This is a genomic window from Campylobacter sp. RM5063, from assembly GCF_024723655.1.
Lineage (GTDB): Bacteria > Campylobacterota > Campylobacteria > Campylobacterales > Campylobacteraceae > Campylobacter_D > Campylobacter_D lari_D.
This window is the reverse complement of the sequence record NZ_JANQDA010000011.1, coordinates 19,814-44,882: the sequence shown is the minus strand read 5'-3', so window position 1 is coordinate 44,882 and position 25,069 is coordinate 19,814. Positions and strand designations below refer to the sequence as shown.

Here is a 25,069-nt window from a genome sequence, read left to right as displayed (position 1 = left end):
ACCTTAATTAATTGCATCTAAAACATAAAAAGGTGTATTTTCTTTGCTTAAATTTAAACCTTTTAAACTTTGAGGCATAAAAAAACTTCCTGCTTGTGTCTTCTCTAAAATAATTTCGCCATTGTCTTTTTTTACAAAACATAAATGTTTGTTTGCAGATATAGGAGTGTTGTTATTTAACTCAAAAGCACTAATTGCTTTTAAAGGAATGTTTTTGACTATGGCTAATGTCTCAAAAGAAACATAAGAAATCTTTATACCCATGTAAGAACCTGGCCCATGTACATAAATAAGCTTTTCAAACTCATATTGTGAAAGTAATTCTTGCAATATTTTTGGTAAAACCTCGCTAACTTTTAAATCACTTTCAATAGTATTTAGTAATAAATCATTTTCATAAATACCAAGCATTAAAGGTTTTGCTATGGCATTTAAAAGCAAAGTAACCTTTTTTATGCAAAAACCTTTTCATAAACCTTATGTGTGCTTTTTTCTAAGCTTACTACCTCATATGTACTAGGATCTTTTAAAAGTTCTTTAGTTAAAAGATGATTAAGCTTGTGTGAACCTGCATAAGAAGTATAATCTCCAAAAACTCTACATCCAAGCAAGGTTAAATCCCCAATAGCGTCTAAAATTTTATGACGCACAAATTCATCCTTAAAGCGCAAACCTTCAGGGTTTAAAATACGATTATCATCAATCACAACAGCATTTTCTAGGCTTCCACCAAGACCTAAATTCATAGCTCTTAAAGCTTGAACATCCTTTAAAAACCCAAAGGTTCTTGCTCTTGCTATTTGCTCTATGTAGTTTTGTTTGCTAAATTCAAAACAATAATTTTGTTTGCCTATAATAGGATTATCAAATTCGATTGTATAGTTTATAATAGGCATATCCGTAGGACTTAAACGCACAAATTTATTGCCTTCTTTTACTTCTACACTTTTTTTAATCACTAAAATTTTTTTTGCCGCTTCAAGCTCTTTTATACCTGCTTCTTCAAGCATCATACAAAAACCTATACTGCTACCATCCATTACAGGAGCTTCGTTTGCGTCTAAAACTATACGCACATTATCAATACCATAAGCATTAATCGCACTCATTAAATGTTCTATAGTAGAAACATAACCCCTATGATCGCCTATTACAGTAGCCATTTGTGTATCGATGACATTTTCAGGCTTTGCTTCATAAGAAATTCCCAAATCACTTCTATAAAACACTATACCACTACCAGCTTCTAATGGCTCTAATTTTATACTAATAGGCTCACCCTTGTGCAAACCTATACCAACACCTTTAACTTCTTTTGCTATTGTTGTTTGATTCATTTTTATTCACTCAAAATTCTTTTTTTGCTTGATTCTAATACATTATAGATATTTTCTTTTATCCATTTTGCATCTTGCCATTGCTCAGGACGCACTTCAACACCTTGCACCAAAACACCAAAATGCACATGATCTCCAAGCGCTAAGCCTGTAGTGCCTGTAGTGCCTATAACATCACCTGCTCTAACTCTATCACCCACATTTACATCCACATTAGTGCAATGTCCATAAAGAGTATAAATCCCAAAACCATGATAAATAATAATATTTAGTCCATAAATTCCATTTTCTTGTACAAATACCACTTCACCATCATTATTGCTAATGATAGGCGCTTCTTTTACACTTGCTAAATCAAGCCCCATGTGATAAGAGCTACTAAATGCTTGATTATTATAAGAATAAAACCTATGATCAGCATAATCAGCTACTTTTTGGCCATTTTTTAAAGGCTTGAAAAGATTGACTTTAAAATTATTAATCATAGTATCAGGAACTTTACTCGTAATATCATGAATGATAACTTCATTAGAAGCTCTTAAGTCCTCATTAACAAATTTAAATTTTTCAAGCCTGCTTAACTCTCTATCTTTTGGAGCATATTTTTGTGCTAAAAATTCAATCTTTCCATCTAAAAATCTATCACTTACTTTTATATTTGATACACGGTATTTTTTATTGGTAAAATAATATCTAATTCTTTGCTTGTTTACATTACCTGCTTTATCTACTGCCACTACATAAGCTCTAAAATGCTCATCAGTTACCTCCCAAGGAATCAAAGCAGCATAATATCCTTCTTTCACATAAGGAGTTGCTTTAAAAATTTTGTCTTTATCAGTTGTGATATAAACTTCTTGCAAATTCTCATCACTTGCTTTAAATACCACACTACCTACTCCACCTTGTTCGATTTGATAAGAATTGTCTAAAATTTCTACAAATGGTTTTTTGGTATCAATGATAACTTTCACTTCTTTAAGCGCTTGATTTCCTAAAAAGAAATTCCAAAAACTACTATCACTTGCTTCTATTACAAGCTTATAAGAATCAACATTTTCTTTATAAGCTGGTTTTGGTAGTTTTAAATCAAAATGGACACTTTTTTTATTACCTTTAACATGTTCATTAACAAGCATTTCACCATTTAATTCATTTGCTTTAAATAGCGTGACTTTAACATCTTTTAAAACGCTTTCATCGCTTATTTCTATAGATATAGGATCTGTTAAATTGCTATAAATAATATCTGATTTTGTTTGGATTAATGGAGGATTTTTTTCAAACAGCTTTGTATTTAACACAAAAACCCCAAAGGCTAAAAGTATTAAAAAAACTAGAAAAATCCATTTTTTATTTGATCTTTTACGCGTAAAAACCATATTCTCCACTTTCATTGTATAATTTTTGTAAAAATATATTATGCTTTAGCAAATTAAGAGTAAATTATAAAAAATTTTACAAAATTTCTCTTAACTTATTTGCGCTTTTAATCCAAGCTTCAAGTTCATTTATATCACATTTTTCTATCATTTTTTTACACTCTTGTAATTCTTTTTGAAATAAATCAATAGAATTTAATAAATTTTGTTTGTTTTGTTCAAAAATACCACTCCACATTTGAGGGTTTGATTTTGCAATTCTACACATATCTTTAAAAGAAGGACCTCCTAGGTGGGCTATATTTTTTTTATTTTCTTCTTTCATTACAAAATTTGCCAAGGAAAAACTAATCACATGCGGTAAGTGTGAAATGATAGAAGCATGATGATCATGTGAAATACTATCCATAAATACAAGCTTCATTCCTAAATCTGAAAAAATTTCTATAGCCCTTTTTTGATGAATATGATCAGCATTTTGCACATCGCACAAAACACAAACTGCATTTTTATACAAGTCTTTTATAGCTGCATTTGGACCACTATTTTCAGTTCCTGCCATAGGGTGAGCTGCGATAAATTGACTTTGTAAATCAGATGGTAAATTTTTAATAATTTCTTCTTTTGTACTTCCAAGCTCAATGATAGTGCAATCTTTAGAAATATCTTGAAATTCTTTTAAAATTTTTACAATAGCTCTTACAGGGATAGCTAAAAAAATCACATCACATTTTTTTAACTCTTCAAACGAAACAATTTTATCTATTAATTTTCGCTCTAGCGCGATTTGTTCAAATTCTTTGTTTATATCATATCCGCAAACTAAATCTATTAATTTATTCTCTCTTAAGCTAAGGCCCAAAGATCCACCTATTAAGCCAAGTCCGATTATACCTACTTTCATAAATTTTCCTTAAAAAGCATTAGTTAAAAATATTTTGGTATTATAACGATTTTGTATATAAAAATTTAGGTAAAATGATGAAAAAATGGTTTGTTTTCTTTGCACTCTCAAGTTCTTTATGTGCAGCTACGATTAAAGATATAAAATTTGAAGGCTTATCGCAACTTTCTAAAGAAAGTGCTATTGCGATTTCTAAATTAAAAATAGGACAAAAAATCGATCCTGCTAGTATAGACATAGCGATTAAAAACCTTTTTGATAGAAATTATTTCAAAGACATAGTAGTAGAAGAAAAAAATGGGGTGCTAATTTTTAAAGTAATAGAAAAACCTTCCATTGGAAAAATAGACATTCAAGGTATAGCAAGTAATGATAGAAAACAAATAGAAAGTCTTGTTGGTTTAAAACCTGGAATTTTATATGATGAAAATTCAGCTAAAGACGCAGCTGAAAAAATCAAACTTTTTTATCAAGCCAAAGGTTTTTATGATACTGTTGTAGAAATCAAAGATGAAAAATTAAGTAATTCAAGCTCATTAAAACTTACTTTTGTTGTAAATCGTGGGGAAAATATCATCATAGAAAAAGTACATTTAAGTGGTGCAAAAAATTTAAGTTATTCAGATATTGAACCTGCGGTAGCAAATAAACAAAGAGAAGCCCTAGGCTGGATGTGGGGCTTTAATGATGGTAAGCTTAAAATCTTTGATCTTGCAAATGATAGCTCAAGAATTTCAGATGTATATTTAAAAGAAGGTTATCTTGATGTGAGCGTATCTCCTGCTTTTTTAAATACTTACACAGATACTTATCAAGCTGATTTAACTTATTTTATCAACGAGGGTGAGGTTTATAAAGTTAAAGGAATTAAAATTTTTAATCCTATTTTTAGTGATGAAGAAAATGAAGCTTTAGCAAATGATTTAAAATTAAGTGTTGGAAAAATAGTTAATATAGAAAAACTAAGAGAAGATATAAAAACTATAGAAACAAAGACAGCTGATTTGGGTTATGCTTTTGTACAGGTTATACCTGATATACAAAAAGATAAAGAAAACCATGAAGCTATGATTATTTTTAAAGTCATACCTAATGAAAAAGTATATGTTAGAAATGTTGAAATTTCAGGTAATACTAAAACAGTTGATAGGGTTATTCGTAGAGAGCTTTATCTAACCGAAGGCAATCTTTATAATAGAACTGATTTAATAGACTCAAGAAATGCTCTAAGAAGAACTGCATATTTTGAAAATGTAGATATTAAAGAACAAAGAGTAGATGATACACATATTGATTTGATAGTAGAAGTCAAAGAAGCTTCAACTGGAGCTATTTCAGGTGGTATTGGTTATGGAACTAGTGATGGAATTTTACTTAGTGCTTCATTATCTGATGCAAATATCTTAGGCTCTGGCATGAAAGGAAGTGTAAGTATAGACAAAGGCGATGATACACTTTCAGGTAGAATATCTTTAAGAAATCCTAGAGTAAATGATAGTGATTATTCTCTTGGAGGATCATTATATTCAGATCGTTTAGAATGGGATAGTTATGATGAGAGAAACTATGGTTTTGATATAAGTGTTGGTAAAACTTTGGGAAGATATACAAGCATAGATTTAACTTACAATCTTGAGCAAAGTGATATTTATCATTTGAGTGATCGCTTAATCGCTCAAGGATATAAACTTGGTAAAACTTACAAAAGTTCTATCACTCCTTCAATAGTATTTAACAATACAGATGATTATTATCTACCAAGATCAGGTTTTATCGCTTCAACCTCACTTGAATATGCAGGCTTAGGTGGAGATCAAGAATTTATAAGCTCTACTACTAAATTTAATTATTATCAAGGTTTAGAAGAATTTATAGGTTGGGATTTGATTTATCGCTATAAAGCAAGTTTTTATAAGGTATGGGATCAAGGTTATTTACCTATCAATGAGAAATTATACCTTGGAGGCATAGGAACTATTAGAGGTTTTGATAGAAGAAGCGTGAGTCCTAAAAACAAATGGGGTGATGAAACAGGTGGTACAGTGGCTTTTGCAAATTCTGTAGAGCTTAGCTTTCCAATCTTTGATAGAATCAAACTAAGAGGAAGTGTGTTTTTTGACTATGGTGCCATAGGTGAGAGTTCTTTAAGTCAAATTCAAAGATGGAGCACAGGTGTTGGCTTTGAGTGGCTAACCCCACTAGGTGCTTTAAATTTAGTTTTTGCTAAACCATTTAACACTAATTCAAAAGACGACTTAAGCAAATTCGAGTTTATGTTGGGTGCAAGATTTTAAAAATACTAAAATCTTGCTATAATTTTGAAATTTTATTTTAGGTAGAGATAATGAATTTTTTAGATATTTTTTCTAGTATAAGACGCAAACAAGCCGCTCCAAGCGAAGCTCCAAATCACTGGGTAAAATGTAATTCTTGTCATGCGTTAATGTATTATAAAGAAATAGAAACTTGTTATAATGTTTGTCCTAAATGTAATTTTCATATGAGATTAAATCCTTTAAAACGCATCGAGCTACTTAGTGATGAAGATACTTTTGTAGAAATGGATAAAGATTTACATGCAATTGATCCACTTAAATTTGTTGATAGTAAATCATATAAAAAAAGATTAGCAGAAAATGAAGAAAAAACAGGAAGAAAAAGCGCTATAATAAGCGGCGAGTGCAATATAGATGGCATTAAAACTCAATTAGTTGTTTTTGATTTTTCTTTCATGGGTGGAAGTTTGGGCTCAGTAGAAGGTGAAAAAATTCTTAGAGCTATTGAAAGAGCGATTGAGAAAAAAACTCCTGTTGTTATAGTGAGTGCAAGTGGTGGAGCTAGAATGCAAGAAAGCACTTATTCTTTAATGCAAATGAGCAAAACAAGTGCAGCATTAAAGCTATTAGCAGAAGAAAAGCTTCCCTATATTTCTGTCTTAACTGATCCAACTATGGGTGGAGTGAGTGCATCGTTTGCTTGGCTTGGAGATATCATTATGGCTGAACCTGGTGCCCTAGTAGGCTTTGCAGGAGCTAGAGTTATCAAACAAACTATAGGTGCTGATTTACCAGAAGGCTTTCAAAAGGCCGAATTTTTACTTGAACATGGATTAATTGATGCTATTGTAGAAAGAAGTGAACATAAAAAATTTATAGCAGATTTTTTAAGATTTTTTTCTAAAAATTAAAAATGCATATTAATCTTTTAAGCATTCAAAAAAATAATAATAATGAATTTAGTAAAATAGATGAGCACTACACCGAGCTCATCAAAAAATTTTGCAATTTTAATGATATTTGTATTTTTAACAATAAAATTAATTTAGCACAAAATACCAATACCATAGAAGCAAAAAAATCTTATACAAACGCGCTAAATCCTTATAAAAAAGGTTTTTGCATAGCTTTAGATGAAAAGGGTAAAGAGCTTACAAGTATAGAATTTGCTAAATTATTACAAGATAAAAATGAAATTTCTTTTTTTATAGGCGGTGCTTATGGCCTTGAAAAAGAATTCATCGCACAAATGCATACAAGCATAGCTCTTAGCAAAATGACTTTAGTGCATAAATTTGCTAAAACTATGCTTTTAGAACAAATTTATCGTGCATTTTGCATTAATACAAATCATCCATACCACAAATAGGAGCATTTATGCAAGAGTTAAATCTTGAAGAATTTAAAAATATATTACTTCAAAGACAAAAAGAAATTTTACAAGAACTTCAAGGCAATATAGACAATATCCATGATCTGCAAGATAGTGAACCAAGAGATGAAGTTGATTTACAACAAATTGACAACAGCTCACATATTGACTTAAAAATCAACGAAAATTTAAAAACAGAATTAGAAGAAATTAAACATTCATTAAGCAAAATAGATAACAATACTTATGGAATTTGTGAGTATTGTGATGAAGATATACATCCTGAAAGACTCAAAGTAAAACCTCACGCAAAATATTGTATAAATTGTCGTGAAAACTTAGAAAAAAGGAAAGAATTATGAAAGTAAAATTATTTTTCTTTGCAAGTTTAGTTTATCTTTTAATCGTAGCAGCCTTAGTTTATAATCTAAATTTGGGAAATTACACTTTCACAATTTCTGCTTTTGAGCTAAATTTACCTATCAGCTTGTGGGTAATTTTACCTGCATTTATTTTGATGGTTTTAGCTTTATTGCATATGAGTTTTTATGGCTTTTTAAAACATTTACAATACAAAAATCTTATTAAAGATAGCAAAAATTATGAAAATTTTTTAATTGATGTATTTTTGAAAAAAATAAGCAAAATTAAATTTAAAACTCAAGAATTTCAAGATATAGCCAAAAACACTCAAGCTCTTTATTTTAAAGAAAAAAATCAAAATACAAAAATAGATGATATTATAAATATTTTAGAGCAGTTAGACAAAAAGGAATTTGTGGAATTAAAAAAATACAAACTCGATCCACATAATGAAATTTTCATTTTAAATGAAAAAAATCATTTCCAAAAAGATAGCGACTATGCTTTTTCTTTTATTAAAAATAAAGAAACTCTGACAAATGAATTAGAAAATTTTGCTTATAAAATGGTATTAGATAATGCACCTTATAGCCAAATTAAAACACTAAAAATACAAAAAAATCAAGATGATATTTTATTACTTTTGGATAGATTTGAAAAAGAAAATTTGGAATTAAATCATGCTGAAATCGAAGTTTTACTTAGCATGAATACCTTAGATGATAAGTCATATTTACAATGCACAAAAATACTTTGTAAAAAAATAGAGCCTCAAATATTAATTGCTTTATTTAAAAAGTTAAAAGATAGTCATTCTCAAGCTTTAAGAGCTTATCTTTATACTTTAGCAGAATTTGGTATGTATGATGAATTGCTTAATGAATTAGGAAATGATCAAAACGAACATAAGGATTTTAGACTCTTGCTCTTTTTAAGAGAACATAATAAAAAAATAGAACTTGAAAAATTTATACAATGATAGATTTTAGTAAAAAACCTTTGTTTTTAGCTCCTATGGCAGGTTTTTCAGACTTGCCTTTGAGAAATTTAGTTAAACAATTTGGGGCTGATGTAACAATTAGTGAGATGATAAGTTCTAATGCTTTAGTGTATGAAAGCTCAAAAACTCTTAAAATGTTGGAAAAAGCTGAACTTGAGAATCCTTATATAGTTCAAATTGCAGGCTCGGATGAAAGTGTGATTCAAAGAGCGGTAGAAATATTAAATCGTTTTGATTTTATAGATGGGATTGATTTTAATTGCGGCTGTCCTGTAAATAAAGTTATAAAACAATGTGCAGGCAGTGCTCTTTTGCAAGATCTTGATAAATTGCAAAGAATTTTAGAACTTATCAAAAAAACAAGCAATAAAAAGCTAACTAGTGTCAAAGTAAGATTAGGGTTTGAAAAAAAAGATCCTATTACCATTGCTAAAGCATGTGAAAATGCTGGGGTAGATTTTATCAGTATGCATGGTCGCACTAGAAAACAAATGTATAGTGGAAATTCTGATTATGAAGCTATAGCTTTAGCTAAAGAAAATATCAAAATTCCTTTAGTTGCAAATGGCGATATTAGCACAGAAAATGCTAAAGAAGTTTTTAAAATAACAAATTGTGATGCATTGATGATAGGGCGTGCAAGCATAGGAAAACCTTGGATATTTCACGAGGTAAAAACTGGCAAAAAAATCGATAAAATTTTAAAAAACAAAATCATCTTTACACATTTTGAAGAAATGCTAAAACATTACAAAGAACAAGGTATAAGCATATTTAGAAAGCACTTACATGAATATTCTAAAGGCTATGAAGATGCTTCAAATTTTAGAGATTGTGTTAATCGCATTAATGATGCAGAAATTATGCGAAAATATATGCAAGAATTTTTCAATAAGGAATGATTTTTGCTTGTAAAATTCTAAGCAATATGAATGAAGAGATACCATAAAACAAGGAAGGTTCATGGCAGCTCATATCAATTCAAAAGGGATTTACAAAGCATTAGGTGGCATTAGAACAAGTGCAAATAATCTAGCAGCACATGCTTCAAAGCTTAACAATCAAAGTTTAAATTTCGAGCAAGTTTTACAACAAACACAACCAAAATGTATAAGCACTTGCTTACAAAGCTCCCAAAAACAACTTGGAAATTTGCTTGAAGATATTAAAAATAGCAAGGAAGCTATTATAAAAAATACACATATTGATAGTGCAAATATCATCGCAAAATTAAGACAAGAGGCTATTATGATGTATGATATTACTCTTAAAAACCCTCTTTAATGATTTTATATAAATTATCAATATATTCATCGCTAAAATGCGATGAATTAAAATTTTCATAAAACCTCACAAGATCTTTAGCTTTAAACTCATAGCCAAAAGCACATTTTTTATGCGCAGGCAAAAAAGCCCTTATCAATACAACATCTTCTTTTATACACTCATCACATAAAAAGCAAATAAAATCCTTATGCAAGCGTCCTTCAAAGCTTAGAATCTTTAAATAAGCATCCACAATCACACGCTTGCAATCTTGTTTTTCAAAACGCTTAGCACAATCTTCTAAAAGCTCAAAATAAAAACTATCAATCTCCTCAACATCTTTTAAATGCCAATAAAAAAGCCTGATAAATTCTTGCCAAAAAAACATTTTTTCTCTATCTAAAACCCAAGAAAATCCAATGTGTAAAACATCTTTTAAGCGCGGTAAAAATCTTGAACTTTCCTCAAGTTCAAAATCAATCTTATATCCATTTAGAATATTAGAATGTCTCATTCCGTAAAATCTATAACTTTTAATAACTTTTTTGGCGCTTAAAAGATAAACAATCAAATCCTCATCTTTTACGCTCTGAGTGTGCAAAATAAAGCCTTGCATCTATAAAAGCTCTATGCCATAAGCTTGTAAAATTTCATAAGCACTATTTTCTAAAGATTCATTAAAACTTGCAGTAGCGTTTTTATGTAAAATAATTTTAGAATTAGGCGTGGCGCTTTGAGCTAAAATAATATTACTAAATACACAAATATGCGAAACCAAACCACAAAATTCTATACTTTCATAATGATTTTGTTTTAAAAAATTAGCCAATTCTAAACTACCAAAAGCATTCTTATAAAAGATTTTTTTTGCATTTTTTAAATACACATTAAAATCACTTGGCATTTGCCAACCAAAAGTATCTTTAATACAATGATAAATAGGCAGTTTTTTTCCTTCTTGGGTTTTTAAATAATTCTCATCATGCGTATCAAAAGTAAAAACAACATCACCTTGATGATTTTTTAAAAGAGTAAGAATATTATCTTTTATCTTGGTAGCTTTTTCAAAACCTAAGCTACCATCGATAAAATCATTTTGATAATCAACTATAATTAAAAGTTTAGTCATTATCCTTAACCATGAAAAAACTATCCGTGTGGATATTTTCAAATGCAGTTTTTAAGCTCGTAAATAATTTTGGATTTTCTTTTTCTAAATTTGCTAAAAGCTGTTTAGCTTCTTCTCTAGCATGAGGAAATTTTACATTTTTTTCACTTAATTTCATACCAGGACAAAATTCATTACCAATTACTTCTAATTCATTATTAATAGCATTTTCCCTTAATTGTCTTTCTCTTACAAAAATCAAAGGACGGATGACTTCTACACCTCTTTTACTTTTATATTTTGGCGCTAAACTTCTAAGAGCACCATTATAAATGAAATTCATAAAAAAACTCTCTACTGCATCATCTAAATGATGAGCTATGGCTAATTTATTAAAACCATTTTCTAAGGCGTAAGTATATAAAGCACCACGTCTCATTCTTGAAAAATAGCTACAAAAGCTTGAATTTTTTCTAATGGTATCACCTGAAATTTCATAAATATTAGAATCAATAACCTCATGGTCAATACCATGTTCTTTGCAGTGATTATGAAGTTTGGTGTAATCTTCACCCATGCCATAACTTAAAGTTACTGCTTTAAGTTCAAATTTAAAAGGTGCATGTGCTTGCATACGCTTTAAAAGATGAGCTAGAGCTAGAGAGTCTTTCCCGCCACTAAGTCCTAATAAAACTTTATCATTATCTCCTATTAAGGAAAACTTAGCATTTGCTTTTGCAACTTCTCTGATTAGTCTTTTGCTAAGATTTATCATAATTTCTCACAAATTTTTAAAACAAAATTAGCTGAAATTTTAGCGGATTTTTCTACAAACTCATCAAAGTCAAATTCAGCTTTTTCACCTGCCTTATCACTCATTGATCTTAAAATCAAACATGGAATTTTTAAAGCATCACATACCAAAGCCACACTAGCTCCTTCCATTTCACAAGCATCTGCATTAAAAATTTCTCTAATTTTTGCTTTTTTATTCTCATCACAAATAAATTCATCACCCGTAGCGATAATACCTGATTGTAATTTAACACCAAGTTCTTTAGCAACCTCTATGGCAAGATTATTAAGCTTATCGTCTGTTTTTATAAAAATTTCATTACCAGGAACATAACCGAGCGGATGTCCAAAAGCTGTAATATCTAAATCATATTGAGCTAATTTTGTAGCATAGATTAAATCCCCTATTTCCAAACTAGGATTAAAAGCACCAGCCACTCCTGTAAAAAGCATAAGTTCAGCTTTAAATTTTTCTATCATAATAGTCGCGCTAAGAGTGGAATTTACTTTCCCTATCTTAGAATAAGCGATGATTAATTCATGATTTTTGTATTTTGCAATATAATAAGTATTATTTGCATATTCAATTGTTTGATATTCTTTTAATGTTTCGAGTAAAGGAGTAACCTCTTCGGGCATAGCTCCTAAAATAGCTATTTTCATTTAATCACCTTTAGAATTTCATCAATATCTTCTATTTTACTTAAAGCATAAGTTTCTTTTTGAGTGATTTTTTTATTTAAGCCCTTTAGCACGCTCGCACCAAATTCTATATAAAAATCCACTTCATTGTCTATTGTTTTAATGCTTTGTTTATAAAGAACAGGCTTTATAAGTTGCTCGCTTAAAAGTGTTAAAGCTTGAGTTTTATCACTATATATTTTTGCATTTACATTTGAAACTACACTTTTAAAATCATCTTTTAACACAAGCTCTAGTTCTTTTGTAAGTTTTAAAGACGCATTTTTTAATAATGGACAATGGCTTGCAACACTCATATTCAAAAGCATAGCTCTTTTGGCTCCTGCATTCTTAAACTCACTCTCATAAGAAGCTAAATCAGGCTTTAAGCCCGCTACTACAATCTGTCCTTCACAATTATAATTAGCTGCAAAAATACTTTTTTGCTCACTTAATGCCTTTTGACAAAGTTCTTCTATTACTTTATCTTCAAGTCCTAAAACCACCATCATACCAGCTTCGATTTTAGAGCAATCCTCCTGCATAAATTGGCCACGCTTGTTAACAAGTGCTATAACATCTAAAAAGTCAAATGCACCTTGAGTCGCTAAAGCACTAAATTCTCCTAGTGAATGGCCTAAACTATACTTAGCTTCTATACTAGCTTGCTCTTTTAAAGCTTCATAAGCCATTAGTGAGTTTAACACTATGGCCATTTGTGTAAATTCACTTTTATTTAAATTTTCATTTTCTTTAAAAAGCAAATTTTTAAAATCAATCTTACAATAATCACTTGCACAATCTAATAATTCTCTTGCTTTAAGTGAATTCTCATAAAAACTAAGCCCCATACCAACACTTTGAGAGCCTTGGCCTGGGAAAATAAATGCACTATTCATTAGTGTCCACCGCAGCAACCGCCACCACCATGTCCGTGGCCACCACAACATCCACCACCACCATGTCCGTGATGATGATCATGATGATGTCCTCCACCACCACATCCACAACTTCTGCTACCTGCAATAATTCCTGTTAAAATTTCATCTTCACTTGCAGCTCTAACATCTACAATATTAATTGAAAATAACAAGTCTTTTCCTGCGTAAGCATGATTATAATCAATAGTAACTTCATTCTCAGTAATTTCTCTAACAATTACTCTTACTGTATTACCATCTTCGCCTTCGCCAAAAAGCTCCATACCAACTTGCAAATCAATCCCTGCAAATTGTTCTTTTGGTAAAGTTTGCAATGCATTTGCATCATATTCACCCAAAGCATTTTCTTTTTTTATCACAATATCAGCATTACATGGGGCATCAAGTTTTTGAATTTCCTCTTCTAGTCCTTCTAAAATTTGACCCTTACCTAAAATAAAAGAAATAGGTTCAGCATAAATATTTGATTCTAAAACTTCATTTGTGTTTGCATCTTTTAACTCATAAAACATTGAAACTACACTATTTTTTTCTATAGCCATTTTATCTCCTTTTTTTATTTTCTATCTGGCGAAACTTTTGCTTCAGGACTATCAGGATAAGCTGTCTTTAAAGCTTTGTAAAATTTATTAGCACTTTTTGGATCCCCAACTTTATCTAAGCTAATAGCCGTATGATAAAGTAATTTTGGCACATAATCACCCTTGGTGCTTATAGCAGAACTTTTTTTGTAAAATCCCAAAGCGCCTGCATAATCTTTTTGTTTATATCTTATCTCTCCAAGCCAAAAAGTAGATCTAGCAGGTTTATAATGGATACTAATTAAATGCTCAAATTTTTCTTTTGCATCATCAAATTGATTTTTATTGGTTTCATCAATAGCTTTTTTTAAAATTTCGCTAGATTGCAGTTTTTTCCAACTATCATCTTTCGCTTGAACAATTTCTTTTTCCAAAGTCGTATTTACTTCTTTAATGACTTCTTGGGTTTTATTGCTTTCACTAGCAATAGGAACAACTTGGATATTATTTGTTTGATTTTGCACTCTAGCTATTTCCGATTGAAAAAAAGTTATGGTTTGGTTCATATCTTCTTTAGAAACATAATCATCATTAATTTTATTGATCAAAGTTGTTATTTCGCTCAATACTTTTTGAATTTCTTGGTGATTTTTTTCTTGAATTTGCCTATTTTCTTCTACATAAGCTCTTAAATTTTGAATTTCTTTTGTGATATTTGCATCAAAATTTTGATAGTTTTCTTCTAGTGAAAGTAATTTTGTATTTGCTTTAGAATATTGAGCATTTAAACCCTCAGTTACACTTTGTAAACCTTCTATATTTTCTACAGCAGTATTGATCTTACTAGTCAAATTAGTATAATATTCATTTAAAGCTTTTAAGCGTTCTTGATTTTCGTATTGTAATTTTTCGTTTTGAGTTAAGCCATAAGGTGTTTTTGTATCTACTTTTCCTGCATCAAATGCTGAAATTTCAGCGTATAAAAAAGTAGCTCCTAAAAGAGCTACTGATAATAATTTGATTTTCATTTATTTAAAACTTATTTTGATAATTTAAATTCTGCACGACGATTTTGCGCATCACAAGCTTTTGTTCTTTCAGTACATACAGGATTAGTTTCTCCATAACTTTTTACGCTTATTCTATCTGCGCTAACACCTTGAGCTACTAAAGATTCTTTAACAGCTTTAGCTCTTTTTAAACCTAAAGCTTGATTATATTCATCAGTTCCCCATTCATCGCAGTTTCCCTCAACTACAATTGCAGCATTCGCGGCTTCTTTGTTGAAAATTTCAGCATTATCTGCAACAACTTTTTGCATATCTTTTCTAACATTAAATTTATCAAAATCAAAATACACATTTGCAATAGAATTTAAAGATTCAAGATTTTCAAATCTATCAGAACCACCACTACCTTTTGATCCATCTACACTACTTGAACTGCTTACACTAGTATTTTTTGTAGCACAACCACTTACAATAACAGCAAACGCAGTAATTGAAGCAAAAATGATTTTTTTCATTGCTTTTCCCCTTTTTTATTTAAAAATCATGTTTAATTATAACAAAAAAAATACAATTTTGATATTTTACCAATCAATTGATTGAATTTTACCCACCTTTAAACCATAATGAAAAGCCCTATTTGCATTAATTCTAATGACTCCTAAGGCACTTTGTGAACCTAAATATTTAATAAATACTACACTTTCTCCATCACTTGAAAATCTTGGAAAAAGATTTTTACCATTTGCAGTGAGTTGTCTTATATAATCACTCTGGGTTGACATTAAATAAAGATTAAAAACCCCACTTTGATTTACCTCCCTGCTAGAATAAACCATATAATGTTTATAGGTAGAAACTGAAGAATTATTTTTACCATGAAAAACTACTTGTTCTGTTAAATTAGAATCTAAATTTTGCATAAAAATATTTGGATAACCTAAACGATCTGATACAAATACGATTTTTTTATCATCATCTACAAAGTTACCATTTACATCAATACCCGTATAATTTGTAATCTGTTTTAAATCTTTTGTATCTGTATCATACAAATACACATCTGGCTGATCTTTTGGCGCCATAGTAAGTAAAATTTTTTTACCATCATCGCTAACATCAGAAGCAACCATCATACCCTTACTAGCAATGATTTTTATGATGTTTTTATTTTTCATATTATATTTATAAAGTGTTGGAATTTCATCTTCATAAGCAGTGAAATAAAATGCATCTTGTTCTTTATTTGCCCATTTGGGAAATAAATTTAAACCTTTTGATATTAATATCTTTTGATAAGTTAAAGTATAATCTGCTAACAAAATATCACTTTGCTTATTACCTTGAGTCCTAGCTATTAAAATTTTATGATCCATCCAATCAACTGGTGCAAAACCTAATTTTCTATTCATTTGAGCGACACTTCTATGTGCTAAAAATGGATATTCTTCAATGGAAAGAATTTGCTCATAAAATCTCGTTTTTGTTTCATTTGCAGCTAAAATTTCAACATCAATATCCAAAAGCTTACCATTTTTATTTAAAACATAAGAAAAAATATAATCACCTTGTTTTTCATCTTGAGTTAATTCAAAATTTGAACTCACTTTTATATCATTAACAAGCATATTATAAAAGCTTTTTTTAAGATCTAAATCATTCAATCTTGATTGATCTTTAATATAAATTTTAGGTAATTGCATACCTTTATTTACAACAGATATTGTCGCATCTTGCCCAAATAATACTGAACAAAAAAATAAAAAAGCTAATATTTTTCTCATCACTTCTCCGTTTTAAACTCAATTATATCACTAAGTTTCATTTTAATTTTTATTATTTTACCATTTGGAGGTAAAGTTATGTATTTTCCTTCTAAATTTTGTAAAAATTCTTTTGCCTTTTTATCAAAATTATCACTATGTGCACTAGTGGTACTTAACAAATAAAAATATCCGTTATTATCAATTACAAATTCTACTTCTATACTTAAATTACCACTAGGATTGTATATTCTCCATCTATCTTCAAGATGTTTTCTAACAGCACCTAAAAATTGATCATAAACTCCTATTTTTTGTTCTATAACAGATTGTCCTAATTCTTGATTAATTTGTAGATTTTCATTTAATTGCTTAGAAAAATCATTGATTTTTTCTCTTTGAGTAAAAGTAGGTTTTTTCGATGGCATTGAAGATTGTACTTTTGTAGTTTTTTCTTCTTGATAGTCTTCTATTTTGCCAAATAACTCATTGAAAACACTAGCTTGTTGTTCTACATTTTGAGTATTAACATTTTTATTTGTAGTGTATTTTTGCAAAAGATTCTCTTCAAATAAACTTTGCAAATTTTCCTTTTGTAGCTCTTGTATCATATTTACTTGATTTTGATTTATACTATCTCCAAGTTCTATATTAATAAAACTATTGGGATCATTAGTATATTCAATAGCTTTTGGCTTATATTCGACTAACTTAAAAAATACTAAAAAAACAACAAAAAAATAAACTAAAATCGCATAAGTAAAAGCTTTAAAATTATATGTAGAATTTTCTTCCATTTTTTACTCAGTTTGCAAAGCAACTTTTTGAAAACCCAAATGCTTCATTGTTCTTAAAACACTCATTACATCATCATATTTTAAATTCTTATCCGCTCTAATGAAAACTGTTTCTTGAGTATTATATTGCACTTTTAATGCATTCATATTATCCGCAAAACTTAAAAAATTAAATTTATCTTTTCCTATAAAAATTTCTTTTTTTGCATTAATTGTTATAATTAAACTTTTGATATTTGGAGCACTTGAAGTTTTTTGTGAACCTTGAGGAAGTTGAACTTTTTCTTCATATGTAATACTTGGTGCTGTTACCATTAAAATAGCAAGCAATACAAGCATAATATCCACTAAAGGTGTAATATTTAGTTCGGGTTTTTCTTCTAAAAACATCAATTAAACCTTTGCTGAACTTACTAATACTTTTATCTCACTATCTAAAATATTAATTAGTTCATAAGCTTTGCGTTTGATAATCAAATGAAAACTATATGCAGGAATTGCCACTAAAATTCCACAACCTGTAGCTACCAAAGCTTCACTAATTTTTGGCGCAATAATACTCAAAGAATTTTGCATTTCTAAACCACCAAAAGTTTCAAGTATAGAAATAACTGTACCAAAAAGACCTATAAAAGGAGAGGTTGAAGCAATAATACTAAGCCAAGTTAATCCAATTGTGGCTTTTTTTTCAACAGAATTTTTATAAATATTCATCTTAGTTTCATCAATCTCAATACATTTTTTTAAAATTGATGCACTTTGGCTTAAATCCCTCTCTCCTCTCATCAAAGCTTCTAAAGCCTGACTTTCATCTTGCATCCATTTATTAATAAGCATTAATCTTGAGAATAAAATGCTAAAACTAAGTATAAAATACACCGAAAGCCAAGCCAATACAATATAAGTAATTAAGCTTGTATTTTCAAAAAAATGAAAAATTGATTGAAAATCCACTATTTTTGCCTTACATTATTATCCATCTTAGCAAAAGTAGAAGCTAAAGCAACACTATCACTACTCATAGATTTGATTAAATCTTTTGCATCTGCTAATCTTTTTGCTATTTCACTATCACTATTTCCTCCAACCCACACAGCACCTTTTGCTAAAACGCTTACTTTCGTTTCAGAAACTTTTGCATGACCTGAATCAATAGCAACTAACTCATGGGTAGAATCTGATTTTTCTATATCTATAATCCCTGCCCTTAAAGAAGAAATTAAAGATGCATGTCCTTTTAAAACACCAAATTCACCTTCACTTCCAGGAAGAACAATAGATTTTACATTATCATTGTAAATCATACCAAGAGGCGTTACCACCTCTATATGTATTAAATTATCCATTATTAAGCCTTAAGTTTTTCTGCTTTTTCAATAACTTCATCAATTCCACCTACCATATAGAAAGCATTTTCAGGTAAATGGTCATATTTTCCTTCTAAAATACCTTTAAAACCTGCTATTGTATCTTCTAAACTAATATATTTACCAGGACTTCCTGTAAATACTTCAGCAACGAAGAATGGTTGAGATAGGAATTTTTCAATTTTTCTTGCTCTTTCAACGATCAATTTATCTTCTTCACTCAATTCATCCATACCTAAAATAGCAATAATATCTTGCAAATCTTTGTATTTTTGAAGTACTGATTGTACTCCACGAGCTACTTTATAATGCTCTTCACCAATAATTTGTGGATCAAGCATTCTTGAAGTAGAATCAAGCGGATCAACAGCTGGATAAATACCTTTTTCAGCAATTGATCTATTTAAAACCGTAGTTGCATCCAAATGCGCAAAAACAGTTGCAGGAGCAGGGTCTGTTAAATCATCTGCTGGCACATAAACTGCTTGAACTGAAGTAATAGAACCTTTTTTAGTTGAAGTAATTCTTTCTTGGAATTTACCCATTTCGCTAGCTAAAGTTGGTTGATAGCCAACGGCTGAAGGAATTCTTCCTAAAAGTGCTGACATTTCAGAACCTGATTGTGAAAATCTAAAGATATTATCAATAAACATCAACACATCAAGTCCCATTTCATCTCTAAAATACTCAGCCATAGTAAGACCTGTTAAAGCTATACGATTTCTTGCTCCTGGTGGTTCATTCATTTGACCATAACATAATGCAACTTTATCTAAAACATTACTTTCTTTCATTTCATTGTAAAGATCATTACCCTCGCGAGTTCTTTCACCAACACCTGCAAAAACAGAATAACCACTATGTTTGAATGCAACATTGTGGATTAACTCCATAATAATAACGGTTTTACCAACACCTGCACCACCAAAAAGTCCTACTTTGCCACCTTTTGCATAAGGAGCTAACAAATCAACTACCTTAATACCTGTTTCAAAAATTTCACTTTTTGTACTTTGCTCTTCAAATGGAGGTGGATCTCTATGGATTGACCAATGTTTATCAAAATTGATCTCTTCACCCTCATCAATCAAATCACCTGTTACATTGAAAATTCTTCCAAGTACTTTTTCGCCCACTGGAACGCTAATTGGGTTTCCAGTCGCAACAGCCGTTAAACCCCTAACAAGACCATCAGTCATATCCATAGCGATAGTTCTTACTTTATTATCACCCAAATGCGCAGCTACTTCAAGCACTAGCTTGCATTCTTTTCCTTCTAATTCATAATTTACGATTATAGCTTCGTTAATTTGTGGAAGATATTCTTTAAATTCAACATCAACCACTGGTCCTAAAACTTGAGAAATAAAACCTTGCATCATCACTCCTAAATTTATTTCATTGACTCAACACCACTGATAATTTCTATCAATTCGGTGGTAATAGATTCTTGTCTTGCTTTATTATAAGCTAAATTGAGTTGTTTAACTCTAGCTTTTGCATTATTGGTTGCATTATCCATAGCTTGCATTCTTGCACTATGCTCAGCCGCCAAAGAATCAACTAAAGAAAAATACATATTATATTCAAAATAAGTTTTTAATAAATCATTTAAAATTTCTTCATCTTCAGGTTCTAAATCCATTAAAGATTGAGACTCTTGTTCTTCTTTGCTCGCAATAGCTTGCACTGGTAATAATTCATTAATACAAATTTCTTGTGAAATCATATTTTTATAGCCATTATGTACAATTACAACCTTATCTGTAACTTCATTTATAAAATCATCAACTGCATTTTTAATAATAGCACAAGCTTTTTCATAATCAGGGCTAGAGCTTGTGTCTAAATATTTTTCTAAAATTTCAATATTTTGAAAATTAAAATACTCAATACCTGTTTTACCAATAGCTCTTAATCTTACCTTGATTTTTTTTGCTTTACAATCTTCGAGCATTTCATTTACTGTTTTAATAGTTTTAATGTTAAAACCGCCACACAAGCCTTTATCAGCAGTAATGAAAATAATATCCATTTTTTCAATATTGTCTTTTTTTCTAAAAAATGGAAGTTTATCATCAAGACCTTCGTATTGATTAATCTTGAAAGCAATTTCAGATAAAACTTCATCAATTTTTTGAGCAAAAATCTTTGACTTTTTAGCTGCCTCTTCTGCCTTTCTTAATTTGGCAGTAGAAACAAGCTTCATTGCATTAGTTGTTTTTTGTGTATTATGGACACTTTTTATTTTTCTTTTTATTTCTTTTAAATTAGACATTTAAAAACCTTATATATGGTTTGCTTTAAACTCACTCAACGCTTTAGCTAATTTTTCTTCCAAATCTTTATCTAAAGCTTTTTTAGTTCTAATTTGCTCAAAAATTTCTGGATATTTAGCTTCAATAAATGGATATAAGGCTGCTTCAAATTCTCCTATTTTTGAAACTGCAATATCATCTAAATATCCTTTAGTTCCTGCATAAATCATCACAACTTGATTCTCTGCTGAAAGCGGAGAATATGGAGGCTGCTTTAGAACTTCAACCATTCTTTGTCCACGCTCAAGTTGTTTTCTACTTGCTTCATCTAAATCACTTGCAAATTGCGCAAAAGCTTGCAATTCTCTATATTGAGCTAAGTCAAGTCTTAAAGTACCTGAAACTTGTTTTGTTGCTTTAATTTGTGCAGCACCACCAACACGAGATACAGATAAACCAACATTAATCGCAGGACGAATACCTGAGTTAAACAAATCTGTCTCTAAGAAAATTTGACCATCAGTAATTGAAATAACATTGGTTGGAATGTAAGCTGAAACATCCCCTGCTTGAGTTTCAATAATAGGTAATGCTGTTAAACTTCCTGCACCAAGCTCATCACTTAATTTACTTGCTCTTTCAAGCAATCTTGAATGTAAATAAAATACATCCCCTGGATAAGCTTCACGACCCGGAGGACGACGCAAAATCAAAGACATTTCACGATAAGCAACAGCATGCTTACTCAAATCATCATAAACAATCAACGCATGTCTTGAGTTATCTCTAAAATACTCACCCATAGTTACACCTGTATATGGAGCAAGATATTGCAATGCAGCAGGATCTGAAGCACCTGCATTTACTACTATACTATAATCCATTGCACCGTATTCTTCAAGCTTTTTAACTACTTGAGCCACTGTGCTTTGTTTTTGACCAATTGCCACATAAATACAAATAACATCTTTACCTTTTTGACTAATAATTGTATCTATTGCAACAGTAGTTTTACCCGTTTGTCTATCACCAATAATTAACTCTCTTTGTCCTCTACCAATTGGAACTAAAGCATCAATAGCTTTAATACCCGTATGTAATGGTTCATGAACACTTTTTCTAGCCATAATACCTTTTGCTTTTTCTTCCACAAAGCGATATTCACTTGTTTCAATCGCTCCTTTAGCATCAATTGGCTCACCTAAAGCATTTACAACACGGCCTATCAATGCATCACCAACTGGAACCTTTAGAAGTTTTTTTAATCTTTTTACAGAACTTCCTTCTTTTAAGCCAAGTCCCTTTCCTAAAATAACAATACCAACACTTGATTCTTCAAGGTTAAGCACCATTCCCTTTTCGCCATTTTCAAATTCAACCATCTCACCGGCCATAGCATTTTTAAGACCATAAACCTTAGCAACACCATCAGCAACTGAAATAATCTTACCGGTTTCTTCTATTTCAAGATTAAAATCAAATTTTTCAATTCTTTCTTTTATAATAGAACTAATTTCATCTGCTTTAAATTTCATCAAGTCTCCTTAAATTGCTTTTAATATATATTCATTCATTTTAGCTTTTAAGCTTTGCATTGAAAATGAAATTTCATAACCAAGTCCATCTAAGCTAATTTTTACACTGTCATTATCACTTATTTTACTATCTAATCTAATCTTTGCGTTGAATTTAAGACTAAGTTTTTCTTCTAAATTTTTAATTTCTTCTTCACTTAATTTTTCTTTTGAATAAACTTGCCCTAAAAATTCATTTTCTTTTAATGCTTTTTGTTCACTCAATTCTTTAGTAATACTTGGAATTAACATCTCTCTATTGTTACCAACAACTAAGCTCATAAAATTTTTAAAAGCATCACTTGGATTATCTAATAAAGAAAGTATAAAATCTAATTTTTTTTCTTGTTTAAGCTCATAAGCATTTAAAATACTTACAAATTTATCAGAAGCAAAAGCTGAACTAAGTTGTAATAAATTTGAATAAAAATTTTCAAAATCTTTTCTTTCTAATATAGCTTTTGCATAGGTTTTTGCAATCACACTTTCCATCAAGACACCTTTTTCATCATGATATTTAAAATTTCTTTTTGCTGAAGCTGTAAACTTTGATCTTCAAAAATTTCTTCTAAAACCGCTTGCACAACTTCTTTTTCCATTCTTCTTATTTCATATTCTTTATGCTCTTCATAAGTTTTTTCTAAAGCCTTAATCTCCATTTTTGTTTCAGCTTCTATTTTATCTGTAATGATTTCTGCTTCTTTTTTTGCAAGAGCAACTGCATTAATTGCTTCTTGTTTAGCTAAATCTAGTTTTTTCATCATTTCTAATTTATGATTTTTGCTTGCAATAAGTTTTTCTTGTATTTCATTCATCCTAGAGGCAATTTTTGCAATTCTTCCGTGGTAAAAATTTTTTAAAGGTGTTGCTATAAAATAATATAAAATAGCAGCAAACAAAACAAAATTAACTGCTCTTGGGATAATATCATACTCGCCACTTCCATTACCTGCTGCAAAAGCATAAAAAGGAAGCACCGATAATAATGTAATTTTTTTCAACATTTATCTTCCTTAAATTTTACTCAAGCTATCTTTAAAGCTTTGCTTAAATTCTGGCATTTTTAACCGCATCTCTTCTTTTAATTCTTTTTCTTTTTCTCTTAGACTTTTTAGAAAAACATGCATTTGTTCTTCTAATTCTTTTTTCTTTATTGATAATTCTTTTTCTTGTTTTATTTTAGCTTCTTCTACTGCTTTTGCTTTGATTTGATTAATCTCATCTCTTGTTTGTATATGAATTTTTTCCAACTCATTTTCTACATTTGAAACATCATCAGAATTTTTTTTCATTTTTTCTTCGTCATTTTTAATGGTCAAATCTCTAGAATCCATAAATTTAATCAAAGGTTTATAGAGTATAGAATTTAAAATTGCTATCATGAGCAAAAAAATGACACCAGTAGCTATCATGATGGAAAAATGTACATCATTAAACATTAATACTCCTAAATAAATCTAAATAAAACGCGCAATTATACCAAAATATACCTAAAAGCATATTTAATCTAGTATTTTTAAAAATTTTAAAATCTCATTTTCGTCAGAAAAATTAACAATAATTTTTAAATCTTTCACCACTGTCTTAAATCCAAAAGATTCTATTTTTTCTTTTAAATTTAATATAGATTGATTTTGCTTATTTAAATTTGTATTTTTTTCTAAATTATTTGAATTTTTAAAATTTTTAATCAGTTTTTCTGTATCTCTTACATTAAGTTTTTGACCTATGATAGTATCAACTATCATTTTTTCTTCTTCTTTTTCAAGTCCTACTAAAACTTTTGCATGACCTTGTGAAATTTTACCTTCTATAATGAAATTTTGCGTTTGCTCATTTAAATTTAAAAGTCTTAAGGTATTAGCAATTTGTGGTCTTGACTTGTGAATAAGATCTGCTAATTTTTCTTGAGTTATGTCATGAATTTCCAATAATTCTTTATAAGAATGTGCCAATTCTATAGGATTTAAATTTTCCCTTTGGATATTTTCAATCAAAGCAAGCTCGCGTAATTTTATATCATCCACATTTAAAACTACGGCTTTAATCTGTTCTTTTTCTAAAAGCTTACATGCTCTAAATCTTCTCTCGCCAGCTATTATAATATAATCAAATTCATCTTTTTTAAAAACTACAATAGGCTGAATTAAACCATATTCTTTAATAGACCCCGCAAGCTCTTCTAAAGCTTGTGTATCAAAATTTTTTCTTGGCTGATAAGGATTTGGACTAATTAAATCTATATCAATTTCTTCTATTTTGCCTTCTTTTGATCCTAATTCTTTTTCATAAACCTCATCAATATCAGCCAAAATACTACTTAAACCTCTTCCTAATGCACTTTTTTTTGCCATTTT

Annotated in this window: 31 protein-coding genes; 7 read left to right on the top strand and 24 right to left on the bottom strand. The window is 29.7% G+C overall.

From position 1 onward, the window contains the following. Positions 1-3 precede the first annotated feature (3 nt). From CAMP5063_RS05230 to CAMP5063_RS05215, 4 genes are all read right to left on the bottom strand, one after another. On the bottom strand, positions 4-411 hold the full coding sequence (locus CAMP5063_RS05230; RefSeq protein ID WP_165955275.1) for a tRNA threonylcarbamoyladenosine biosynthesis protein TsaB: 408 nt from the start codon (positions 409-411) through the stop codon (positions 4-6). Positions 412-452: 41 nt separating this feature from the next. Continuing rightward, positions 453-1,337, bottom strand: a complete 885-nt coding sequence (lpxC, locus tag CAMP5063_RS05225) for a UDP-3-O-acyl-N-acetylglucosamine deacetylase (protein WP_220566489.1) — start codon at positions 1,335-1,337, stop codon at positions 453-455. Between the two features lie 2 nt (positions 1,338-1,339). Further along, a complete protein-coding gene (locus CAMP5063_RS05220) occupies positions 1,340-2,719 on the bottom strand; it encodes a M23 family metallopeptidase (protein WP_442863208.1) in 1,380 nt (459 codons plus the stop codon). 76 nt (positions 2,720-2,795) lie between these two features. Continuing rightward, positions 2,796-3,623: a prephenate dehydrogenase gene (locus CAMP5063_RS05215; RefSeq protein WP_133319645.1), complete on the bottom strand. Its 828-nt coding sequence runs from the start codon at positions 3,621-3,623 to the stop codon at positions 2,796-2,798. Between the two features lie 77 nt (positions 3,624-3,700). On the opposite strand from CAMP5063_RS05215, the gene bamA reads away from it, so the two are divergent. The 7 genes from bamA (at position 3,701) to CAMP5063_RS05180 (ending at position 9,918) form a co-directional block, all read left to right on the top strand. Next, the gene (gene bamA / locus CAMP5063_RS05210) at positions 3,701-5,917 is read left to right on the top strand and encodes an outer membrane protein assembly factor BamA (protein ID WP_337194933.1); all 2,217 of its coding nucleotides are present in this window, start codon (positions 3,701-3,703) and stop codon (positions 5,915-5,917) included. A 50-nt stretch (positions 5,918-5,967) separates the two neighbouring features. Beyond that, positions 5,968-6,810, top strand: a complete 843-nt coding sequence (gene accD / locus CAMP5063_RS05205; RefSeq protein ID WP_263660733.1) for an acetyl-CoA carboxylase, carboxyltransferase subunit beta — start codon at positions 5,968-5,970, stop codon at positions 6,808-6,810. Between the two features lie 2 nt (positions 6,811-6,812). Further along, on the top strand, positions 6,813-7,268 hold the full coding sequence (locus CAMP5063_RS05200; protein ID WP_337194932.1) for a 23S rRNA (pseudouridine(1915)-N(3))-methyltransferase RlmH: 456 nt from the start codon (positions 6,813-6,815) through the stop codon (positions 7,266-7,268). Between the two features lie 8 nt (positions 7,269-7,276). Continuing rightward, positions 7,277-7,633, top strand: coding sequence for an RNA polymerase-binding protein DksA (gene dksA, locus CAMP5063_RS05195; protein WP_133319649.1), 357 nt, complete (start codon positions 7,277-7,279; stop codon positions 7,631-7,633). Then, positions 7,630-8,613 (top strand): hypothetical protein, encoded by a 984-nt coding sequence (locus CAMP5063_RS05190; protein ID WP_263681163.1) that lies wholly within the window; start codon positions 7,630-7,632, stop codon positions 8,611-8,613. Before dksA ends, CAMP5063_RS05190 begins: the two co-directional genes overlap by 4 nt. Further along, on the top strand, positions 8,610-9,536 hold the full coding sequence (locus CAMP5063_RS05185) for a tRNA dihydrouridine synthase (protein WP_220566496.1): 927 nt from the start codon (positions 8,610-8,612) through the stop codon (positions 9,534-9,536). Before CAMP5063_RS05190 ends, CAMP5063_RS05185 begins: the two co-directional genes overlap by 4 nt. A 61-nt stretch (positions 9,537-9,597) precedes the next feature. After that, the gene (locus tag CAMP5063_RS05180) at positions 9,598-9,918 is read left to right on the top strand and encodes a hypothetical protein (RefSeq protein ID WP_039617382.1); all 321 of its coding nucleotides are present in this window, start codon (positions 9,598-9,600) and stop codon (positions 9,916-9,918) included. Here the strand turns inward: CAMP5063_RS05180 and recO are convergent. From recO to CAMP5063_RS05080, 20 genes are all read right to left on the bottom strand, one after another. Beyond that, on the bottom strand, positions 9,902-10,516 hold the full coding sequence (recO, locus tag CAMP5063_RS05175) for a recombination protein RecO (RefSeq protein ID WP_133319653.1): 615 nt from the start codon (positions 10,514-10,516) through the stop codon (positions 9,902-9,904). The genes CAMP5063_RS05180 and recO overlap by 17 nt on opposite strands. After that, entirely contained in the window at positions 10,517-11,029 is a 513-nt protein-coding gene (locus CAMP5063_RS05170) for a cysteine hydrolase family protein (protein WP_133319654.1), read from the bottom strand. Beyond that, positions 11,022-11,783 carry an ATP-binding protein gene (locus CAMP5063_RS05165; protein ID WP_039627820.1) on the bottom strand — a complete coding sequence of 254 codons (762 nt, stop codon included), beginning with the start codon at positions 11,781-11,783 and terminating at the stop codon, positions 11,022-11,024. Before CAMP5063_RS05165 ends, CAMP5063_RS05170 begins: the two co-directional genes overlap by 8 nt. Continuing rightward, complete coding sequence (locus CAMP5063_RS05160; RefSeq protein ID WP_337194931.1) at positions 11,780-12,466, bottom strand: 5'-methylthioadenosine/adenosylhomocysteine nucleosidase; 687 nt, start codon at positions 12,464-12,466, stop codon at positions 11,780-11,782. The genes CAMP5063_RS05165 and CAMP5063_RS05160 overlap by 4 nt, the downstream gene beginning before the upstream one ends. After that, positions 12,463-13,383, bottom strand: a complete 921-nt coding sequence (fabD, locus tag CAMP5063_RS05155; protein WP_263665004.1) for an ACP S-malonyltransferase — start codon at positions 13,381-13,383, stop codon at positions 12,463-12,465. The genes CAMP5063_RS05160 and fabD overlap by 4 nt, the downstream gene beginning before the upstream one ends. Beyond that, positions 13,383-13,967 (bottom strand): FKBP-type peptidyl-prolyl cis-trans isomerase, encoded by a 585-nt coding sequence (locus CAMP5063_RS05150; RefSeq protein WP_263660726.1) that lies wholly within the window; start codon positions 13,965-13,967, stop codon positions 13,383-13,385. Before CAMP5063_RS05150 ends, fabD begins: the two co-directional genes overlap by 1 nt. 14 nt (positions 13,968-13,981) lie before the next feature. Then, positions 13,982-14,974, bottom strand: coding sequence for a tetratricopeptide repeat protein (locus tag CAMP5063_RS05145; protein ID WP_337194930.1), 993 nt, complete (start codon positions 14,972-14,974; stop codon positions 13,982-13,984). Between the two features lie 11 nt (positions 14,975-14,985). Next, positions 14,986-15,471 (bottom strand): peptidoglycan-associated lipoprotein Pal, encoded by a 486-nt coding sequence (pal, locus tag CAMP5063_RS05140; protein ID WP_133319660.1) that lies wholly within the window; start codon positions 15,469-15,471, stop codon positions 14,986-14,988. A 66-nt stretch (positions 15,472-15,537) separates the two neighbouring features. Further along, positions 15,538-16,737 carry a Tol-Pal system protein TolB gene (gene tolB / locus CAMP5063_RS05135; RefSeq protein WP_337194929.1) on the bottom strand — a complete coding sequence of 400 codons (1,200 nt, stop codon included), beginning with the start codon at positions 16,735-16,737 and terminating at the stop codon, positions 15,538-15,540. After that, positions 16,737-17,513 (bottom strand): TonB C-terminal domain-containing protein, encoded by a 777-nt coding sequence (locus CAMP5063_RS05130; protein ID WP_264283696.1) that lies wholly within the window; start codon positions 17,511-17,513, stop codon positions 16,737-16,739. Before CAMP5063_RS05130 ends, tolB begins: the two co-directional genes overlap by 1 nt. A 3-nt stretch (positions 17,514-17,516) precedes the next feature. Then, on the bottom strand, positions 17,517-17,906 hold the full coding sequence (locus CAMP5063_RS05125) for an ExbD/TolR family protein (RefSeq protein WP_133319663.1): 390 nt from the start codon (positions 17,904-17,906) through the stop codon (positions 17,517-17,519). Further along, positions 17,907-18,467, bottom strand: a complete 561-nt coding sequence (locus tag CAMP5063_RS05120; RefSeq protein ID WP_220566504.1) for a MotA/TolQ/ExbB proton channel family protein — start codon at positions 18,465-18,467, stop codon at positions 17,907-17,909. Next, positions 18,467-18,859 carry an ATP synthase F1 subunit epsilon gene (atpC, locus tag CAMP5063_RS05115; RefSeq protein ID WP_133319665.1) on the bottom strand — a complete coding sequence of 131 codons (393 nt, stop codon included), beginning with the start codon at positions 18,857-18,859 and terminating at the stop codon, positions 18,467-18,469. The genes CAMP5063_RS05120 and atpC overlap by 1 nt, the downstream gene beginning before the upstream one ends. Before the next feature lie 2 nt (positions 18,860-18,861). Beyond that, entirely contained in the window at positions 18,862-20,259 is a 1,398-nt protein-coding gene (gene atpD, locus CAMP5063_RS05110) for a F0F1 ATP synthase subunit beta (protein ID WP_133319666.1), read from the bottom strand. A gap of 14 nt (positions 20,260-20,273) precedes the next feature. After that, entirely contained in the window at positions 20,274-21,158 is an 885-nt protein-coding gene (gene atpG, locus CAMP5063_RS05105; protein ID WP_337194928.1) for an ATP synthase F1 subunit gamma, read from the bottom strand. A 9-nt stretch (positions 21,159-21,167) separates the two neighbouring features. Further along, complete coding sequence (gene atpA / locus CAMP5063_RS05100) at positions 21,168-22,673, bottom strand: F0F1 ATP synthase subunit alpha (RefSeq protein WP_133319668.1); 1,506 nt, start codon at positions 22,671-22,673, stop codon at positions 21,168-21,170. A 9-nt stretch (positions 22,674-22,682) separates the two neighbouring features. Next, positions 22,683-23,204 (bottom strand): F0F1 ATP synthase subunit delta, encoded by a 522-nt coding sequence (locus CAMP5063_RS05095; protein ID WP_133319669.1) that lies wholly within the window; start codon positions 23,202-23,204, stop codon positions 22,683-22,685. After that, positions 23,204-23,716 carry a F0F1 ATP synthase subunit B gene (locus CAMP5063_RS05090; RefSeq protein ID WP_133319670.1) on the bottom strand — a complete coding sequence of 171 codons (513 nt, stop codon included), beginning with the start codon at positions 23,714-23,716 and terminating at the stop codon, positions 23,204-23,206. Before CAMP5063_RS05090 ends, CAMP5063_RS05095 begins: the two co-directional genes overlap by 1 nt. 9 nt (positions 23,717-23,725) lie before the next feature. Next, positions 23,726-24,151 carry a FoF1 ATP synthase subunit B' gene (locus CAMP5063_RS05085; protein WP_133319671.1) on the bottom strand — a complete coding sequence of 142 codons (426 nt, stop codon included), beginning with the start codon at positions 24,149-24,151 and terminating at the stop codon, positions 23,726-23,728. 63 nt (positions 24,152-24,214) lie between these two features. After that, positions 24,215-25,066 carry a ParB/RepB/Spo0J family partition protein gene (locus tag CAMP5063_RS05080; RefSeq protein ID WP_263659714.1) on the bottom strand — a complete coding sequence of 284 codons (852 nt, stop codon included), beginning with the start codon at positions 25,064-25,066 and terminating at the stop codon, positions 24,215-24,217. Positions 25,067-25,069: the final 3 nt, after the last annotated feature.

Coding starts and splice junctions, on each gene's coding strand:
- CAMP5063_RS05230 (WP_165955275.1), bottom strand. CDS start 411: ATGCTTGGTATTTATGAAAATGATTTATTACTAAATACTATTGAAAGT.
- lpxC (WP_220566489.1), bottom strand. CDS start 1,337: ATGAATCAAACAACAATAGCAAAAGAAGTTAAAGGTGTTGGTATAGGT.
- CAMP5063_RS05220 (WP_442863208.1), bottom strand. CDS start 2,719: ATGGTTTTTACGCGTAAAAGATCAAATAAAAAATGGATTTTTCTAGTT.
- CAMP5063_RS05215 (WP_133319645.1), bottom strand. CDS start 3,623: ATGAAAGTAGGTATAATCGGACTTGGCTTAATAGGTGGATCTTTGGGC.
- bamA (WP_337194933.1), top strand. CDS start 3,701: ATGAAAAAATGGTTTGTTTTCTTTGCACTCTCAAGTTCTTTATGTGCA.
- accD (WP_263660733.1), top strand. CDS start 5,968: ATGAATTTTTTAGATATTTTTTCTAGTATAAGACGCAAACAAGCCGCT.
- CAMP5063_RS05200 (WP_337194932.1), top strand. CDS start 6,813: ATGCATATTAATCTTTTAAGCATTCAAAAAAATAATAATAATGAATTT.
- dksA (WP_133319649.1), top strand. CDS start 7,277: ATGCAAGAGTTAAATCTTGAAGAATTTAAAAATATATTACTTCAAAGA.
- CAMP5063_RS05190 (WP_263681163.1), top strand. CDS start 7,630: ATGAAAGTAAAATTATTTTTCTTTGCAAGTTTAGTTTATCTTTTAATC.
- CAMP5063_RS05185 (WP_220566496.1), top strand. CDS start 8,610: ATGATAGATTTTAGTAAAAAACCTTTGTTTTTAGCTCCTATGGCAGGT.
- CAMP5063_RS05180 (WP_039617382.1), top strand. CDS start 9,598: ATGGCAGCTCATATCAATTCAAAAGGGATTTACAAAGCATTAGGTGGC.
- recO (WP_133319653.1), bottom strand. CDS start 10,516: ATGCAAGGCTTTATTTTGCACACTCAGAGCGTAAAAGATGAGGATTTG.
- CAMP5063_RS05170 (WP_133319654.1), bottom strand. CDS start 11,029: ATGACTAAACTTTTAATTATAGTTGATTATCAAAATGATTTTATCGAT.
- CAMP5063_RS05165 (WP_039627820.1), bottom strand. CDS start 11,783: ATGATAAATCTTAGCAAAAGACTAATCAGAGAAGTTGCAAAAGCAAAT.
- CAMP5063_RS05160 (WP_337194931.1), bottom strand. CDS start 12,466: ATGAAAATAGCTATTTTAGGAGCTATGCCCGAAGAGGTTACTCCTTTA.
- fabD (WP_263665004.1), bottom strand. CDS start 13,383: ATGAATAGTGCATTTATTTTCCCAGGCCAAGGCTCTCAAAGTGTTGGT.
- CAMP5063_RS05150 (WP_263660726.1), bottom strand. CDS start 13,967: ATGGCTATAGAAAAAAATAGTGTAGTTTCAATGTTTTATGAGTTAAAA.
- CAMP5063_RS05145 (WP_337194930.1), bottom strand. CDS start 14,974: ATGAAAATCAAATTATTATCAGTAGCTCTTTTAGGAGCTACTTTTTTA.
- pal (WP_133319660.1), bottom strand. CDS start 15,471: ATGAAAAAAATCATTTTTGCTTCAATTACTGCGTTTGCTGTTATTGTA.
- tolB (WP_337194929.1), bottom strand. CDS start 16,737: ATGAGAAAAATATTAGCTTTTTTATTTTTTTGTTCAGTATTATTTGGG.
- CAMP5063_RS05130 (WP_264283696.1), bottom strand. CDS start 17,513: ATGGAAGAAAATTCTACATATAATTTTAAAGCTTTTACTTATGCGATT.
- atpC (WP_133319665.1), bottom strand. CDS start 18,859: ATGGATAATTTAATACATATAGAGGTGGTAACGCCTCTTGGTATGATT.
- atpD (WP_133319666.1), bottom strand. CDS start 20,259: ATGCAAGGTTTTATTTCTCAAGTTTTAGGACCAGTGGTTGATGTTGAA.
- atpG (WP_337194928.1), bottom strand. CDS start 21,158: ATGTCTAATTTAAAAGAAATAAAAAGAAAAATAAAAAGTGTCCATAAT.
- atpA (WP_133319668.1), bottom strand. CDS start 22,673: ATGAAATTTAAAGCAGATGAAATTAGTTCTATTATAAAAGAAAGAATT.
- CAMP5063_RS05095 (WP_133319669.1), bottom strand. CDS start 23,204: ATGGAAAGTGTGATTGCAAAAACCTATGCAAAAGCTATATTAGAAAGA.
- CAMP5063_RS05090 (WP_133319670.1), bottom strand. CDS start 23,716: ATGTTGAAAAAAATTACATTATTATCGGTGCTTCCTTTTTATGCTTTT.
- CAMP5063_RS05085 (WP_133319671.1), bottom strand. CDS start 24,151: ATGTTTAATGATGTACATTTTTCCATCATGATAGCTACTGGTGTCATT.
- CAMP5063_RS05080 (WP_263659714.1), bottom strand. CDS start 25,066: ATGGCAAAAAAAAGTGCATTAGGAAGAGGTTTAAGTAGTATTTTGGCT.